Here is a 16,180-nt window from a genome sequence, read left to right on the forward strand (position 1 = left end):
ATGCCTTGGTCGAAAAATATTCAAGCGACATGTGCAAAATAGCCATCTATTTGAAATAATTTCAGATAGATGGCCATTCGTCGTGCGTACCGAAAAGGTGCGCTTATTTTTTTATTTCGGGCTTACAGTGAATTCTCAAATGGGCTGATAGCATTAAAGATTTAGACTGCAGTTAGCTTAGGCAATGTTACTAATAGATAAGTATAATGAATACCATTTGGCGATGAATTATTTTACTAAGTTTTTAATGATTTACTGATATATGCAAGGTTAGCAGTACACTATTAAGGTTTACTTCAGTAAAATAAGGTATATTATATTTGTTGAATAGATTTCTTTAAAGACAAGAAAAGTAGGTGAACAAAGTGGGGAAATATCAATTGGATACCAAAGGTCAGGTAGCTGTGACAAAGTATCATGAAAAACACAAGCCAGCTAAATTTGATAAAAAGCAGCAACTTGAAAAAATACGTGCGGAGTATTTGAAAAAGAAGCAAAAACAAACAGATAAATAAAAGGAAGATAAATCTTCGAAATTACAAAAATAGACCAATGGCAAAAGGCTATTTTAGAATTAGTGACGGAATTAACGCGATTTCATTGTTGGGAATAAACCAAAAACGAACAATCGAGGAGGCCACACAAAACTAACAATTACTAAATTTCAATAGAAGGAATATATGTGACAAAAGATAAACGGATAATGAGATAGCGAAAACCTACTGTGTTTGTGTATCAACATTAAAGAATTGGAAGCATCGAAAGGGGATTGCTTAGTTGCTACCTTTGAAAGATGAATGTAATGATGGTGAAGGTGTGCAGGCGATGATGATATGGAGCATACGGAAGATCTAATGGAAGCGAATATATTTACGACAAAGAAGCAACGAGAAATTGAATGGGAATATAGGGAGAAGCTTCGAGGTACGGTAAGGGTGCTATTTGCATTGCTGGATACACGCATGTGATGAAGCACTTTGAATTCGTGGAAGTGGAGTTTCAAGGTTACTCGAAAGATTTTGTGCAGTAAATGAGGTGTGACTGAGTATGCATGTGAGGAAAGAAACAAATAAAAGGGTCTCCAGTGTGGGGGACGACCCTTTGGTCATAATAAGAATGTGTAAGGATGATTGATATTTACACTATTATTATGATAGTTTGCGAAGGGGTTATGGAGATTATTGATTGTGACCAATAATGAAGGTGTTATTTATGCATGAAACTAGCGCCCACAATAATTAAAAGAATGAATAGGACAACGATTAGAGCGAATGATAAATTATCATGCTTGCCATAGCCCGTACCATAAACTTCATTTCCCATATTAAATTCCCTCCTTTCTATAATTTAGAATATGTAAAGTTATAGAAAGGAGAGATGCTATTCATCTAATCAATCACTTCTTTTGAAAAAATAAATAATCATATTACGTATTTTGAGAAAGAACGTGGTTCGTGTGAAGCTGCATTTAAATTCAATTGAATTAGATATTTATACTCCTTAATTATAAGAATAACTTTATAAATTAGCATTGTATTTCTACCAGCTGCTTCAGTGATGGAATTCACAGATAAAGATAAGTTTATATTTGGAAACTGAGTTATTAGTTTCTCAACTAGATAAAGAGGAATATAAATGAGCATCCTGAATTTAAGGAAGTAAATGTATCATTTACTGATGTTGAATGACAATATTTTGGGGATTTTATTAACACTGCACGAACTACTTTTATGAATTCACAAGTATCAGAACAATTAGTTGTGGCTCCAAGGGTTGCTCCAATTGTATGGTTTGTTAATATTAATGTTGTTTTTATAGGGAATACAAAAGGGTTTGCAACGGTATACAAACCTGATAGTGGGGAAATCGCTATGAAATTTATTAACAGTAATTGGGGATGGTAAGATTTAATTATGGCAACCTTATATGATAGATCATTTGATGCATCAAAGACAAGTTTAGAAGTAGTTAATATAGAGAGCGATACTATTTCTAGTAATATTTGGATTAAATTTAATTGTGGCGAACATCATTTAGATTTTAAGTTTTTGGTTTTACGGAGTGACCTTATAATGCTACATACGCTGATATTAAATAATTGGGATGAATTATTGGAAGCGAAAGTATGGGACTCAACGGATCCTTCATTTTCATTTGCTATTTTAGCGAATAATAGCGAGCTAATTGATGAGCAGATTTATAAATTCCAATTTTGGATTGATGCAGGAGAATTTAACTCTCATAGAGCTACTCGTTCCGGTATTGGTATTACAATTTATCAAGATAGAAAATCTATTGAAGAATTTGCATTACAGATAAAAAAAGAATTTGATTAGAATTAAAGCGAATGTCCGGTACTCAATTAATATGAACTGAACCCTATAAAGTAGACAGTTTAATAAAAGACCATTCTCTACATTAAACAGCGATTAGATGACTTCGATGCTGCCGGAGTCATTTTTTTAATGTCCATTTCTTTGACGCATTTTTGAAATGCTGGGTGTGTATAATGGAAACCTTGATCTGAATGAATCATCGCTTTGGGAATTGTGCTATAGCAAATGTACTTTTAAAAGGGTACACAAGTACAATAAATTCGAGGCAGTTATGATTGATAGACAAGGGGCTAGAAGATAATTAAAAATCTATCTCTCAGCTCAAAAAATCTCTTTTTTAAAATCAGTAAAAGCACTAGTAAAACGTCCATACATAGAGTTGGTTGCTACATATTCTAGCTATATAGAGAACATCTCTAATACTAAAAATGAAATGAGGGAATTTTTTTGAGTGATCAATTAGATAATCAGATGCAACCTTTTCTTCCTTGTCCAGTAACATCAACTGAACAAACACCATTATCTAGTGCGAATACGCCAGTAGTCGCTACACCGCTTTCAACGCCAATTGTAAAAATACCTGTAGTACTTTCAGAACCGACACTTCAAATCGTTGTGGAGTCGGATATTACGCTTAGTCCTGCAGCAACTGAAATCAAAAGAGTGAAAAAAAATGTATTCCTAAATCAAGTGAAACTGGTACCGGTTAGATTTACACGTATTGCGGGCACTGACTTTTTTAGGGTAACAAGAGCTAAATTATTCGTAGCGGGCCATATTCGTAAAAATATCGAATATGCTTCAGCTGCATGTAATGGGGCACTTCAAGATAGAATTGCCAATGTTCCATTTTCTGGTTTTGCAGACCTTACTTTCCCACAAGAACCTGGAGGCCCTACGCCAATCCTAGGAATTTCCGAGTTTGCCGAAGTGAACTTCCTTAACGAACATACCCAACTGGATGCTCGATTGGATAAGTTTTTCTTCCAAAACCTCGTAAAATACAATGAACAGCCATTTGGCGAGTTAGTAGCTGCAAACTTCTTTGAACTTGATTTTTCACCAACTATGGCAAGACCTGAAGGTACTTTTAGCAAATTGCGTGAAAAAATTGTACTGGAACTTACTGTAAAAGTACTGCAAGTTCAACAAATTCGCCTAGGTGCGGGTAGTGTAGTAACGCCTGTGCTTTCAGGACTTACGCCTCCTGTTAGTTCTGCTATTGAACCTCCTACTACTCATTGGTAATCACTATTTTTTAGAGGAGCAAAATAAAGAATAAAGGGTTGCACAATGCAAAAATAAACAGCCCTAGAATTTTAAAGAGGCACTGATAAAATCTAAAATTTGAGTTGGTAGTTGAAAGTTCGGTTGAATCGAACTTTCAACTGCCTTTTGTAATAAAACTTGAGTTTGAGCTTTTATTCATAAGCCCGAATTATAAAAATATAAAAATAGGCGCACCTTTTCAGTACGCATCACATTAGCCGTATATCATTAATTTTTATCAGATATACGGCAATTTTATTTCCACATGCAGTTGGCTACAAAGGAATTTTTAAGTTCGGAATATAGTGTGACGGGGATAATCGTTAAGATTTTTTGCTGGGCATAGAGAAGATATCTCCTTTAATAGATTCCTATATAGTAGGTGCTGCGTGTTTATAGCGTTCTTTGAATAAGGGCTTATGTTTTATTTGACGGTTCTCCTATTAAAACAACTCAATTTCTCAATGTACATACGAAACGATTCATTCTATTAGTTAGAAGTTGTTTTTTTTGAAAACAAGATTTTGTCCCAGTAAATAGATTTCGGAATGCATATTTATATATAGATTAGATATAGGAATATGGGTGCACAGTGAAAGAAGCCTGTTCCTGAAAACAAGTGATGGCTGTACGTCTTGTATGGAATGATAGCAAGAGCTTGTAGTAGTAGCTCTTCTAAATGTGCATTGTCAGGTTTGTTTCTACGTTAGAGAATCATTTCAACCAATATAGTATAGATCAGTTATTGGAACGAAAATCAGCACCTGATCACACTCCTTATCTATCGAAGTCAGAGCATGCTCAAACGCTGACTGACAGAAAGCACATCAGCCAACAAAGGGGGTGGTCTTAAATCCCATTTGGATACGCCAATTCTTCAACACAATATCGAAGAACGTTTTCATATTGCCGTGTCTAGAAAGCATCACCGGTATACTTCATTGCTGAGTTTTCGCTAAACAAGACCTACGTATCATCTGGAAAAGGCTGATACTAAAAAGATAAAATGGATAAATATATAAAATAGGAAGGTGGTTTTATGTTGAATCAAAACAAGAAAAAGGCCAATGAAAATCAAAAGGAAGAGAATCAAGTTCAGGAAGTAGAGATTATGGCACCCACACCTTGTTGTAGTAATTGTATTATTGTTGATCCAGCAAATGGATGTTCCGTAATGGAAGGTACTACTACCACTGCTGTTGGATTCGCATCCCATGCGGAAGGGTCAAATACCACTGCTAGTGGTAGTGCTTCTCATGCGGAAGGCCAAGAAACGATTGCTCAAGGTGGTTCTTCTCATTCTGAAGGACAGAATACAGTAGGATTTGGATTTGCTTCTCATGCGGAAGGGTCAGGAACATTCGCCAGTGGAGAAGCTTCTCATGCGGAAGGGTCTCAAACAGTAGCTTCCGGTGGAATATCCCACGCAGAAGGGGAACAGACAAAAGCACAAGGAAGTCAATCCCATGCCGAAGGGCTTTTATCCATCGCTAGTGGAGATATTTCCCATGCGGCAGGGTCTGAGACAGAAGCTAGTGGATTCATTTCCCACGCAGAAGGAGAGTTAACAAAATCAGAAGGAAGAGCTTCCCATGCAGAAGGCGTTCGAACAATTGCGAGTGCAGACTTTTCCCACGCAGAAGGGCAAGATACCAGAGGCAGTGGAATAGCTTCTCATGTGGAAGGGGCTCTCTCCATCGCAAGTGGCGATTTTTCCCATGCGGAAGGGGCGAGCAGTATAGCTAGTTCAATCGCTGCCCATGCAGAAGGAGACTCGACAAGGGCGGAAAGAAGGGCTTCTCATGCAGAAGGAGAACAGACAAGAGCAGCAGGAAGAGCTTCCCATTCAGAAGGAATTCTTAGCATTGCCAGTGGAGAAGCTTCTCATGCAGAAGGTAATCGATCTATTGCGGGTGTAGTTGGAGATCTTACGAAAGGATTTGCTGCCCATGCAGAAGGAGAGGAAACAAGAGCGGAAGGAAGAGCTTCTCATGCGGAGGGTGGACCAACAAGGAATGCAGCAGGGGAAATTGTTATGCGTTCTACGGCTTCTGGTGATTTTTCCCACGCAGAAGGGCAAGGGACAACTACCAGTGGGCGGGCTGCCCACGCAGAAGGGTCTGCTACTGTCGCAAGTGGATTCAATTCTCACGCAGAAGGATCTGCTACAATCGCAAGTGGATCCAATTCTCACGCAGAAGGGTCCGCTACTATCGCAGGTGGATCCAATTCCCACGCAGAAGGGTCTACTACTATTGCAAGTGGATTCATTTCCCACGCAGAAGGGTCTGCTACTATTGCAAGTGGATTCATTTCCCATGCCGAAGGAGACCGGACAATCGCAAGCGGAAGAGCTACCCATGCAGAAGGAGTTCAAACAACCGCAAACGGATCCTTCTCCCATGCAGAGGGAAATAATACAAGCACAAATGGGCGAATAGGTGCTCATATTATGGGACGTTTTGGGGATGCCAATGAGCTTGCATACTCTTGGTATTTAGCAAACGGAACGAGTACAACAAACAAAGGACTTGCAGCTAAAATTTTAAGTAATGGAAACGTAAAAATTGATGGTACGGTGAGTATGCCTGCTTCAGATTATGCCGAATTATTTGAAACAGTTGATTCAAATGCGATTGATGTTGGATATTTTGTTACCTTTGATGTAGAAAGTGACAAAATCCGAAAAGCGCATAGCAAAGATGACTATGTATTGGGGATTACAAGCTCTACTCCTGCTATATTGGGTAACAGTGGGGAATTAAGGTGGAAAAATAAATATGTTTTGGATGAATGGGGCAGAGTAAAATACAAAGATGTTGTTATCCCAGCAAAAATAGATGAACAAGGAAATGTTCTCACGCCCGAACATACCACATCACATTCTATATTAAATCCTAAATGGGATCCTACAAAAGAATACATTCCAAGGTTAAAAAGATCGGAATGGGTGGCTGTTGGTTTATTAGGACAACTGCTGATCCGTGATGACGGAACATGCAAACCTGGTAAATATTGTATGCCGAATGATGAAGGAGTTGCAACAGCTTCCAAAAAAGGTTATCGCGTGATGAAACGTACAGGACCAAATCAGATTTTGGTTTTATTTAAATAGAAGCTTTAAAGGCAATTTTAAATTGTTGTTAAATCTTCATTTTCAAATTTGTATCCGTTAATTGCCGATGGTATCAGTGATGCTGTTACTAGGTCATGTATTTACTTTTGATAATCCTTATTGCAATCGACAAAGAGGTAGCCGAGCTCAAAGAATCATTTTTCAATGATCTTTTGAGTCGGCGTCTTTTTATATCTTAGTTCAAATAATAAATTTTGTTGAAATATTAAGTTTTGCGATGGATAAATCGTTTCTAGAATCTAAACCATCCGACTAAATTACTTTCTTCCATGTCCTTCCCGCCAATTGGATAATAGCAGACATGTATTGACCTATGAGTAACCCCTAGGTTTAAGCTGAATGTATACGTAAATGCGAGCGTTATTAAATTTACGAAATACTTTTTTAAGTGGGGATTATATGAATAGTGAAAAGAAATTTAAAAAACCAGTAGCAAGTTTTATTGTACTAACCAATATCATTTTTATGCCAATTTTTTGTCTTGTGGGAGCCATAAGCATGTTAGGATTTCCTGAATGGGTTTTTGATGTAATGCTCTGTATATCAGCTTGGTCCTCAACTTTTGCTTTTGCAATACTATTTAAAAAAATCTATCCTGGTCAGAGTTTTATACAATTTGTAAAAGATAAATTCAAGAATAAACTTAAATTTTCTGTGATTCTAACTGTAATCATGATTCAAGCATCCATATTTTTAATGATTTTGACTATCGTATCGAGAAATAGTGAAGTAGACTCTATTTTTACTATTACTTCATGGGGAATGCTGTTCTATTTCTTTATCAAGAACCTTCTTGCAGGGCCATTTGGAGAAGAAATAGGGTGGAGAGGTTTCGCTCAAATTGAGCTTCAAAAGAAGCATTCACCATTAACAGCTTCGATAATCATTGGATTTTGGTGGGGGATGTGGCATCTACCCCTATGGTTTACTACAGGGCTTGTGGGTCTTGATTTAATTAAATATATACTATTCTTTATGATTGCGCTGATGTCTACTAAGATCATCATGACAGCATTTTATAACTTAAATCAGAATTTAGTCATTCCAATCATCATCCACCAATTCTTTAATTTTTTTATTGGCTTAATAAACGGAAATTTACTCGATTTAATCATGTATAACGCAATTTTTTATTTAATAGGAGCTGTCTTGTTGATCATTATAAACCCAAAGAAAGTACTATATGGAAAGGAAGATACAAATATTATGAATGTAGAGCAGTACATGGTTTAGTATGTACTGCGATATACGTAACGAACAGGAGCGTTAGTACACTAATCAACACAACAAACAAAAAGCCACTCTGGTAAGTGACTAAATGAATGATTACTTTTAATAAACCAGTTACCAAATCAATTCCAAATAACCTAATTTGAGCTTGTAATTGTAAATAAAGCATGGCTTATAAGTTTAATATAGACAATAAATCACCATTGCAATCAGTTATTATTTTTTTCTTCTATAACGACACGTTCACTTAGTATGTTTCTAACTTTTTCAGCGCACTGAATTTTACGTAATTTTGCAACAAAAAGTAATAATAAGGGCAATAAAATGGTTAGGGTTAATGTAAATAGTGGCCATGTTTCCTCATTATATTTAATTGAGTGAACAATATTCGGATGTATAATTTGAGAAAATGCAATTGAAATCATGCCAAGTGGTAGTATTAGCGGTCGATGATCTTTAATATTGAATATTTGCGCTAAACCCTTTACTGATGCGTAAAAATATACATACGATCTAACAAAAATTGTGAACATCCACATAAAAGCCATTATTACCTCAATTCGTTGTAGAAAATTCCCTATTGAAATATTTTGTGCCAGTGCATAGCTAGGATAAGATTGGTGTGATGTATTTGTTGCCCCAAGTACAAGTACAGAGAGAGCTATAATAACAGTTAATACTAAACCTCCTGCTACTGAACCTATATAAAATCCCTTTTGAGCTGACTTACGTTCATTAATAGCGGAGGGGAAAATCATTAATAATACAACCAATGGAAAAGAAAAGGTGCTCATAAAATATAATATACCAACTAGCAGTGATTTTGTTGGTGTATCAAGTATCGGTTGAACATTTTTAACGTCTATTTGTGGAGAAATACAGATTACAAAAACAACAAATAAGAACAAAAACAGAGGGAATAATATTTCGGCACATCGTGCAAAGACCTCTACCCCTAAATAAGTAGCAAATAGAATAATGATACTAAACAAGATAGCAAATGCAACTTTAGGCGTCTCTGGCATGATTTCAGTCTTCATAAAAGTCCCAATGAAAAAAAATAATTCTCCGGCTGAAAGTAAGGGAAGAGAGATAAAACCAACGGAGGTTAATTTACCAATAAATTTTCCAAGTATTTTTTCATTGGCCTCAATAAAGGTTAAATTGGGGGTCCTATTTCCTAAAGAAATGAAAAGCTTTACTAGTAATAAACTTAATATCACCCCTATTATAGCCGAAATCCAAGCATCTTGTTTAACTGCATTCGCCATCGTCGCAGGAATAATTAATATAGTTGTACCTATTGAAAAGAGAAAAACAATTATTGTGAATTGGCGTGCGCTAATAATTTCTCCTTCCAAATATGTCACCCTCTTTACGCTCGAAAATTTTTATGGAAATCATTACTTCGTTAAATCTAGAAGCATGTTGTTTTTCTATTTAGTTTTTAAAAGGATATACATATTGGTGAAGAAATAATCAAACTAACATACAACATATTGGAGATGAGATATTGAAAATATTTAAACTTCATTCAAAACCATTTCATTAAATGATTGAATAATGCACTTGCCTGAGCATAACATGCGCAATGGGATACCTATTGTGCAGTCGATGATGAAATCGAAACAGCCACAAGGTTTTTAGTTTATTTGCGGGTAGGAGGCTGTCATTTAGGAATGAAAGCCGCAGGACTTAAATAACTTTTAATGTGAATTTGGCGATTGAAAAATTGCATCTCGAGTAAAGTTTATAATTTTTATTATTTTTGCTAAAACAAGAACATTAGTTCTTTTTTTGTGGTAAAGATAAATGGAAAGGGAGAGAAAATTTTGAATCAAAAGGTGGTTATATGGAAGAATGAAGAACAGTTTGGTTGCGAGCATTTTAACATGATTGTAGAAGAAAAAAGCTACTCAGCGAAAGGAACAATTATCTACTTAGATGGACGTACATCCAATGCTCATATTGTTGAATACAAAATCGATTTAGATGCTAATTGGTTTACAAAAAAATTAAGAATAGTAATGGATGACCTCATTAGCTTAAATTTAATGTCTGATGGGAAAGGTACCTGGTTTGATAAGGATGGAAAAGTAATCGATAAGTTAAAGGGCGCAATCGATATTGATATATCTGCCACGCCATTTTCGAATTCTCTTCCCATCAATAGAGTTGATTGGTTCCTGAATCAAGAGGAACATTTTGAAATGGTGTATATATCAATTCCTTCGCTCGAGATAAAAAAAGTTCCTCAATCCTATAAATATATAAGAACTACTGGGAATTTGAGATATTTTAAGTATCGCTGTTACGACTATGAAACAATAATATGTGTAGATGAACAGGGCTTAGTTATAAACTATCCAAAAGTATTTAGCCGAATAAAATAATCTCAACATGAGAGAATGGAAACAGCTTTAAAATTCAGATATGGAAAATTGCGGTAGAATAATCAAAAAGTCATCCCTTAAATATATTGATTGAAGTAGGTGCTACGCCTAAGTTACCGCGTAGTGATATACAGTGTATGACAAGTGACAAATAAACAAACTAATAAAATTTAACCTCCTAATATTATCCAAAATGAGGTATTATTAAAACTAACGGTATAGGTTAGTAGGAATAAGGATAAAAAAAGGAGGGCACAGAATGGAATTCAAGTTTGGGGATGTTGCTATTGTTCTACCTCCTTTACACATTACGATTATCGCAATAATAATTATTTTCTTTTTAGTAAGGTGGAGCAAGCAATTAGAAACAAGACGTTTTACAATTTTCTTTTACTTTCTAATTAGCACTTCCATTACTCCAATTTTTATTCGCGGTACAAAAGAAGGTGTCTTTAAACTCTGGATACCCTTAGGATTTATAGTAGTTTTCTTTTACTTGTTTCGTAGTGAAAGAAATCATCCAGCTAAAATGAAGGCGAGTATTTTAGGTCTTTTCATAGGATTGTATTTGTTAATTTTTCAATATGTCAGGTAGATTAACTGTTGTTACACAACTCCCATAAAGAAAGTCAAATATGTTAAAATGATACAAAAATAAGGGGGTGCATATTAAATATCCATTTTTAGAAAAAGGGATAATTGGAGTTACAGCACCTTCATCTAGTGTACCCACTGAACTACATGAAATATTGAAAACAGCATGCATTCGTATGGAAAAGAAAGGTTATAAGGTCATTTGTGGAGATACTGCTTGGACTCAAGTAAGGCAAAATCTGCACCAACTAAAATGCGTGCAGAAGAGTTTAATAACATGATGATATCCATATTATTCCACCTTTGGGTGGGGAACTGCTTATTGAAACGCTTGAATATATTGACTTCGAAAAAATTCAAATCAAATGGGTATTAGGTTGCGCAGATATTAGTCTTTTATTGTTAGCTATCACATTAAAAACAGATATAGCTACTGCACGATTTAAGAGGAGAGTATTCTGATGATACGACAGCAATGTGGCAGGCGGTTTTATCACTAAAAAAAGGTGAATCAATACGACAACATTCATCAGACCAATATCAAAAGGAATGGCATTTTGATAAACCTACTCCCTATGTTTTTAATTTTACAGAAAAAACTAAATGGAAGTCTATTTCAAATAATAGTGTTAAAATACAGGGACGTTTACTTGGTGGATGTATTGATACTATTAGACATTTAATCGGTACAAGATTCGGTGAAGTTCAAAACTTTAAAGAAAATTATATTAAAGGTTTCGCCACTAATGACATTAATAGGAGCATATGCAGAAGTGGAATTGTATAGCGGTAAAGTGGCAATTTTACAATATTTTAAATAAGCAATTTATGTAACTATTCTCTACGAATAACAGACATACTAAGTCATATCCAAAAGGGTATGGCTTTTTGTTAATTTGTACATGTATTATATAACTGAATTATTAATTAATTACATATATTTCTACTATAATAATACAGAAAAGGAAAGTGATAATTATGGGGAATCCATTAAAACAATTAGCTAGTGATACTGTAATATAGAATCACTGATAACCTTCAAATATTGTTAACATCAGAATACTATGTTGAATAGAGCAATCAAATTGTTAAAGAGAGTGTAAAAATATCTTTTAAGACATAAATTATTTGGAAGTGCAGTCCCTCATTTACGACTAGTAAATTGGTAATTTATTGATGCGATAAAGTATATAATTATATAAAGGGGGCCAAATTTCGTTACATATATCTAAAAAAATTGGAATAGTAAGTTGGGTTGTTACGATTTTATATTTTGTGATTGAACCGATTTTTATTATGACTTCAATTGCCCCATATAATATTATGCACCAAGCTATGAGTGATCTTGGTGTGACATCATGTGGGAAATACACGTATTCAATTGCTCCTCATGAAATTTGTTCTCCTTATCATTTTTGGATGAACGTATTGTTTATAGTAAATGGTATAACATTATCAGTTGGTGTGTTGTATCTTTCCCAGTACCTAAAGAAGAATTGGTTAAACAAATTGGCAACTGTATGTATTCTTATTTTTGCTTTCGGGAATATTGTATCCGGCTTTATACCAGCTGATATAAATTTATTTTGGCATTCTATAGTAGCACAAATAGGCATGATTACAGTTTTATTTGGACTGTGGATTTATGCAAAATCATTAGCTAAAGGTAAACGATGGACCTATTTTAATTTATTTGTAGTTATAGCATTTCTTATCCTTATCATTCTTTTGTTTTTCTTTCCATTGCCAGCAGGTTTAATACAAAGACTTTTTTATGGCGTGATTTTCTTGTGGGGAACTGTGTTAACTATTCTCTTAAATGATTAAATCCTTAGAAATGTACTTATCAATAATGCCATGAAGAATTATTTATAAGCCATATTAACAATTGCCCGGCGCTCAAAGGGTGGGGAATTTAGAGAAAGGAATTGCATCAAAAAGAGCATCAAATTTGATGCTCAAAAATCAGTATCCTTAGTCTTCATCGGGTTCGAGAAGAAGGGTAAACGTACGGTTAGATAGGTTTACTTTAAATGCTGAATCATACCTATTTTTTAGAACTTCGAATGAATCCTCCTCTGTTGTAAGGGTCAATGTTTGGTCATCATCCCAATCGTGTAAACAAAATTTATTTGGATTATCAATGCTAACGTATACAGAAAAAGTTTCGTGTGCTACTAGAGTCCAACCATTTGATAAAGCAGTTTTCTTTGTTTTCAAAATTAATCACCTCATTATTTAAGCTATGGCTAGTATGGGCGATTCTCTAATAAAAGGCAATGGTGTAATTAGCCGAATAACAACTGTCTGAAGATTATCCAATAAAAAATGGATAGGCTACACTTAATTGGACATTTTTTATAAAGGATAAGGAGCAATAACTAAGTCCTTTAACGAAGAAGAGCTTTATATGGAGCAATGGGCATGATAGCCTCGTTTGGCTAAGCCAGCCCTATTTTAGCTGGCTACTTGGCGCAACGAATCATGCCCATAGAGGCTCCATGTCAAGCAACTTGTGCGCCCCTTATGCTTTAAGAGAGCCATCTAACCACCTTAAAAAAGTTGTCCAAATCTGTTGCCACTCCAAAATGTGCAGTAAGGGAGACATTGGATAAGGCTAAAAAAGACTATCCATAGACAGCCGTTAATAAACTTATCTAGTTTTTACATTACTTTTATTAGATGCTTTAGCAAATGGGATTAATATAATTCCGACTAAAAACAAAATGTTACCTGTCCAACTTATCCATAGATAAGATTGCTGATCTTTTAAAAAGTACAGTGAAGTAAAGATGATAATAATACCAATACCAATCATCAACTTTAAAGAAATCGGAATTTTTGACACTCTTATGTTCCCTTTCTATGTATTCTTAATGAATAGTTGAAAATAAAAATATCCAAATCGGACACATCAATCAAGAACGTAAAGGTAGATGCTGCACATGCCTATGTTTTCGCAAATGAAATACAGACAATCGAAAGACATTGGATTGAGCTGGAGTAATTTAGGAAGAAATTAAAATACTATGAATGGAAGTAGTTGCATCCACATAATGAGAAGCGAACGTAGTACGATACTACAGACAAGAAGCGATGATGCTTACTTCATTAATGTGGAAAATGATTTCTTCATTACTACTGGCAGGTATGATTATTATCATTGCTTTGTTTATAGAAAAAGTTATAGAGAAAAAGAAAAGAAAAGGTTGAAGAATGGGATGAAAAATTAGCATGGTTCATACTCGCTCCAATTCTATATTATGGGGTAAAGGGATTAGCCTATGGTTATCTTTTAGTCAAACCGATATTGTAGCTATAAGCTATCTCAAATCGAGATGGCTTTTTATTGTGCATTTTAACTACGAATGTCAGAGGGATGAACAATGCCGGAACCAACACCTTCGGAGCTTCAGAATAAAGGCTATATAAGGTGGCGATGATTAAAAAAGTAAGTGATTTACCTGTGAATTAGAAGGGAGCGAGTAAATTTGAAATTAGCAATAGATCTATTACAAGAATCGAAAAAAACAAAATTATTTGATTTAGAAACCATTCATAGTGAAACGGATAAATGTAATAATCAGCTTACAAAATTGAACAAGAAGAAAGAAAAGCTTGAAAATGAAATATCCGAAATAGATAAAGCTATATCTAAACTCGAAGGAAATGAATAAGATGGTGTGGTTTTGAAATAAATTCACGACATTTCTATCAAAGAATTCTAGGTAAGCTTTAATCAACCTTTTTATAAAACGGAATGTTCATTCAAGAAGAAGAGAAGCCATTTTGATTATTCTTTTTTCAAAATAGCTTCTTTTTATTTGTTTGAATCCACAAGTCCCAAGGACTCTGGATGATGAAATCACACGTTTAAAAAGTTTATCTTTTACCGGCAAATTGTCCCAGTCTTTATACCGGTAGGACCATTAAATCCTGGGATTGTATCCACTACCATATTTGTTGCTATATCTATGACAGAAACAGTATTGTCAGCTTGATTTGTAACATATGCAAAAGTTCCATCTGGCAAGATGGTTACTTGGTCAGGCGATAATCCTACTGGGATTGTAGCAATCACGGTATTTGTGGCTGTATTTATGACAGACACAGTATTATTACCTTTATTGACAATGTAAACAAGTGTTCCGTCAGGTGTAATGGCTGTTCCCACAGGTCCTGTTCCCACAGGGATTGTATCAACTACAGTATTGGTTGCAGTATTGATAACAGATACTGTGTTACTATTTTCGTTTGTCACGTAAGCAAATTGTCCGCTCGGTGTGAAAACAATCGATCTTGGGCGAACCCCCACAGGGATTGTAGCAACCACGGCATTTGTAGCTGTATTTATAACTGATACAGAATTTGAATTTTCGTTTGCAACATAAGCAAACGCACCATTTGGAGTAAAAGCTATTCCCTGAGGTTGGAGTCCTACTGTAATAGTAGCGTTTACCATATTTGTAGCTGTATCTATGACAGAAACGGTGTTAGTACCGTGATTTGATACATAAGCAAGTGTTCCGTTTGGTGAAATCGCTACACCAAGAGGATCAGGTCCTATCCCTACTGAAATGGTAGTGACTACAGCATTGGTTGCAGTATTAAAAACCGTTACATCATCCGAGAAGAGTGCTGGAACATAACCAAATGCTCCATTGGGTGTAATCGCTACTTCTAGAGGAGCAGTTCCTACTGGAATGGTAGCGACGATAGTATTTGTCGCTGTATCAATCACTGATACTCTATTATCAGGAGTAGCTAACTGGCCAGCGTCTGTAACATACACTAAATAATGACAAACTGGAGTTGGCGGTTCAGGTATAAATGGCTGGTTACAACGACAAGGACAACAAAAACCACAACAATGACAATTTGGGTTTGATTTAAACTTGAACTTTTTAAAAGATTTATGTTCTTTCCCCATATTGCACTCCCTTTCTATCATATTTTGATTATATGCAAACAGAATTATGTTTCTTGTACGTTTTACCTAAACCAAATACTATTAAAAGGCATGAGTCCGATACAATGCCCAAATCGCTGCCTGAAATAAGCGTGTCTAACTTTTAGGGGTCATCGATTGTCGGTATTAAATTCCTCTTTATCTTTAGGTTGTTAAATCTCTAGTGTTTTACTTCATGAAGGAGTAAAGTCTTTTTCTGTTGTTCCACTAAAGGGGGAGCATTTCCTGAAATATTTAAGATTGTCATGAATCT

The 16,180-nt window shown here is 35.1% G+C and carries 15 protein-coding genes and 1 pseudogene; 12 read left to right on the forward strand and 4 right to left on the reverse strand.

Annotated features, from left to right (window positions below; genetic code table 11):
* The first annotated feature begins 365 nt into the window (after positions 1–365).
* Positions 366–515, forward strand: coding sequence for a hypothetical protein (locus C9J35_RS23665; RefSeq protein WP_107925157.1), 150 nt, complete (start codon positions 366–368; stop codon positions 513–515).
* 318 nt (positions 516–833) lie between these two features.
* A complete protein-coding gene (locus C9J35_RS24575) occupies positions 834–968 on the forward strand; it encodes a hypothetical protein (protein WP_268807932.1) in 135 nt (44 codons plus the stop codon).
* A gap of 238 nt (positions 969–1,206) precedes the next feature.
* On the opposite strand, the gene C9J35_RS15110 is transcribed toward C9J35_RS24575, so the two are convergent.
* Positions 1,207–1,323 (reverse strand): YjcZ family sporulation protein, encoded by a 117-nt coding sequence (locus C9J35_RS15110; protein ID WP_107925158.1) that lies wholly within the window; start codon positions 1,321–1,323, stop codon positions 1,207–1,209.
* A gap of 407 nt (positions 1,324–1,730) precedes the next feature.
* Here C9J35_RS15110 and C9J35_RS23670 point away from each other — a divergent pair, with 407 nt between their 5' ends.
* From C9J35_RS23670 to C9J35_RS15130, 5 genes are all read left to right on the forward strand, one after another.
* Entirely contained in the window at positions 1,731–1,904 is a 174-nt protein-coding gene (locus tag C9J35_RS23670) for a hypothetical protein (RefSeq protein ID WP_167395982.1), read from the forward strand.
* 9 nt (positions 1,905–1,913) lie between these two features.
* On the forward strand, positions 1,914–2,336 hold the full coding sequence (locus tag C9J35_RS15115; protein WP_107925159.1) for a hypothetical protein: 423 nt from the start codon (positions 1,914–1,916) through the stop codon (positions 2,334–2,336).
* Between the two features lie 447 nt (positions 2,337–2,783).
* Positions 2,784–3,584, forward strand: coding sequence for a CsxC family protein (locus C9J35_RS15120; RefSeq protein WP_201262076.1), 801 nt, complete (start codon positions 2,784–2,786; stop codon positions 3,582–3,584).
* Positions 3,585–4,644: 1,060 nt separating this feature from the next.
* A complete protein-coding gene (locus tag C9J35_RS15125; RefSeq protein WP_201262077.1) occupies positions 4,645–6,720 on the forward strand; it encodes a peptidase G2 autoproteolytic cleavage domain-containing protein in 2,076 nt (691 codons plus the stop codon).
* 420 nt (positions 6,721–7,140) lie between these two features.
* Complete coding sequence (locus tag C9J35_RS15130; protein WP_107925160.1) at positions 7,141–7,974, forward strand: CPBP family intramembrane glutamic endopeptidase; 834 nt, start codon at positions 7,141–7,143, stop codon at positions 7,972–7,974.
* A gap of 206 nt (positions 7,975–8,180) precedes the next feature.
* On the opposite strand, the gene C9J35_RS15135 is transcribed toward C9J35_RS15130, so the two are convergent.
* On the reverse strand, positions 8,181–9,332 hold the full coding sequence (locus C9J35_RS15135; protein ID WP_107925161.1) for a GerAB/ArcD/ProY family transporter: 1,152 nt from the start codon (positions 9,330–9,332) through the stop codon (positions 8,181–8,183).
* Positions 9,333–9,803: 471 nt separating this feature from the next.
* Here C9J35_RS15135 and C9J35_RS15140 point away from each other — a divergent pair, with 471 nt between their 5' ends.
* The 4 genes and pseudogenes from C9J35_RS15140 to C9J35_RS15155 all read left to right on the forward strand — a co-directional run bounded on the left by C9J35_RS15140 (position 9,804) and on the right by C9J35_RS15155 (position 12,785).
* Positions 9,804–10,364, forward strand: coding sequence for a putative glycolipid-binding domain-containing protein (locus tag C9J35_RS15140; RefSeq protein WP_107925162.1), 561 nt, complete (start codon positions 9,804–9,806; stop codon positions 10,362–10,364).
* A gap of 259 nt (positions 10,365–10,623) precedes the next feature.
* Positions 10,624–10,959, forward strand: a complete 336-nt coding sequence (locus tag C9J35_RS15145) for a hypothetical protein (RefSeq protein WP_054770029.1) — start codon at positions 10,624–10,626, stop codon at positions 10,957–10,959.
* Positions 10,960–11,032: 73 nt separating this feature from the next.
* Positions 11,033–11,694, forward strand: a pseudogene (locus tag C9J35_RS15150) (LD-carboxypeptidase); the annotation flags it as partial.
* A gap of 476 nt (positions 11,695–12,170) precedes the next feature.
* Positions 12,171–12,785 (forward strand): DUF998 domain-containing protein, encoded by a 615-nt coding sequence (locus C9J35_RS15155; protein ID WP_107925163.1) that lies wholly within the window; start codon positions 12,171–12,173, stop codon positions 12,783–12,785.
* A gap of 147 nt (positions 12,786–12,932) precedes the next feature.
* Here the strand turns inward: C9J35_RS15155 and C9J35_RS15160 are convergent, their stop codons facing one another.
* Positions 12,933–13,178: a hypothetical protein gene (locus C9J35_RS15160; protein ID WP_107925164.1), complete on the reverse strand. Its 246-nt coding sequence runs from the start codon at positions 13,176–13,178 to the stop codon at positions 12,933–12,935.
* A 1,271-nt stretch (positions 13,179–14,449) separates the two neighbouring features.
* Between C9J35_RS15160 and C9J35_RS15170 the strand changes: the two genes are divergently transcribed.
* Entirely contained in the window at positions 14,450–14,635 is a 186-nt protein-coding gene (locus tag C9J35_RS15170; RefSeq protein ID WP_107925165.1) for a hypothetical protein, read from the forward strand.
* A gap of 212 nt (positions 14,636–14,847) precedes the next feature.
* On the opposite strand, the gene C9J35_RS15175 is transcribed toward C9J35_RS15170, so the two are convergent.
* Positions 14,848–15,888 (reverse strand): beta-propeller fold lactonase family protein, encoded by a 1,041-nt coding sequence (locus C9J35_RS15175; RefSeq protein WP_107925166.1) that lies wholly within the window; start codon positions 15,886–15,888, stop codon positions 14,848–14,850.
* Positions 15,889–16,180: the final 292 nt, after the last annotated feature.

Origin of the sequence: Lysinibacillus parviboronicapiens, assembly GCF_003049575.1 — a bacterium.
Classification (GTDB): domain Bacteria; phylum Bacillota; class Bacilli; order Bacillales_A; family Planococcaceae; genus Lysinibacillus; species Lysinibacillus parviboronicapiens.

Coding starts and splice junctions, on each gene's coding strand:
- C9J35_RS24575 (WP_268807932.1), top strand. CDS start 834: ATGGAGCATACGGAAGATCTAATGGAAGCGAATATATTTACGACAAAG.
- C9J35_RS15110 (WP_107925158.1), bottom strand. CDS start 1,323: ATGGGAAATGAAGTTTATGGTACGGGCTATGGCAAGCATGATAATTTA.
- C9J35_RS23670 (WP_167395982.1), top strand. CDS start 1,731: ATGAATTCACAAGTATCAGAACAATTAGTTGTGGCTCCAAGGGTTGCT.
- C9J35_RS15115 (WP_107925159.1), top strand. CDS start 1,914: ATGGCAACCTTATATGATAGATCATTTGATGCATCAAAGACAAGTTTA.
- C9J35_RS15125 (WP_201262077.1), top strand. CDS start 4,645: ATGTTGAATCAAAACAAGAAAAAGGCCAATGAAAATCAAAAGGAAGAG.
- C9J35_RS15130 (WP_107925160.1), top strand. CDS start 7,141: ATGAATAGTGAAAAGAAATTTAAAAAACCAGTAGCAAGTTTTATTGTA.
- C9J35_RS15145 (WP_054770029.1), top strand. CDS start 10,624: ATGGAATTCAAGTTTGGGGATGTTGCTATTGTTCTACCTCCTTTACAC.
- C9J35_RS15175 (WP_107925166.1), bottom strand. CDS start 15,888: ATGGGGAAAGAACATAAATCTTTTAAAAAGTTCAAGTTTAAATCAAAC.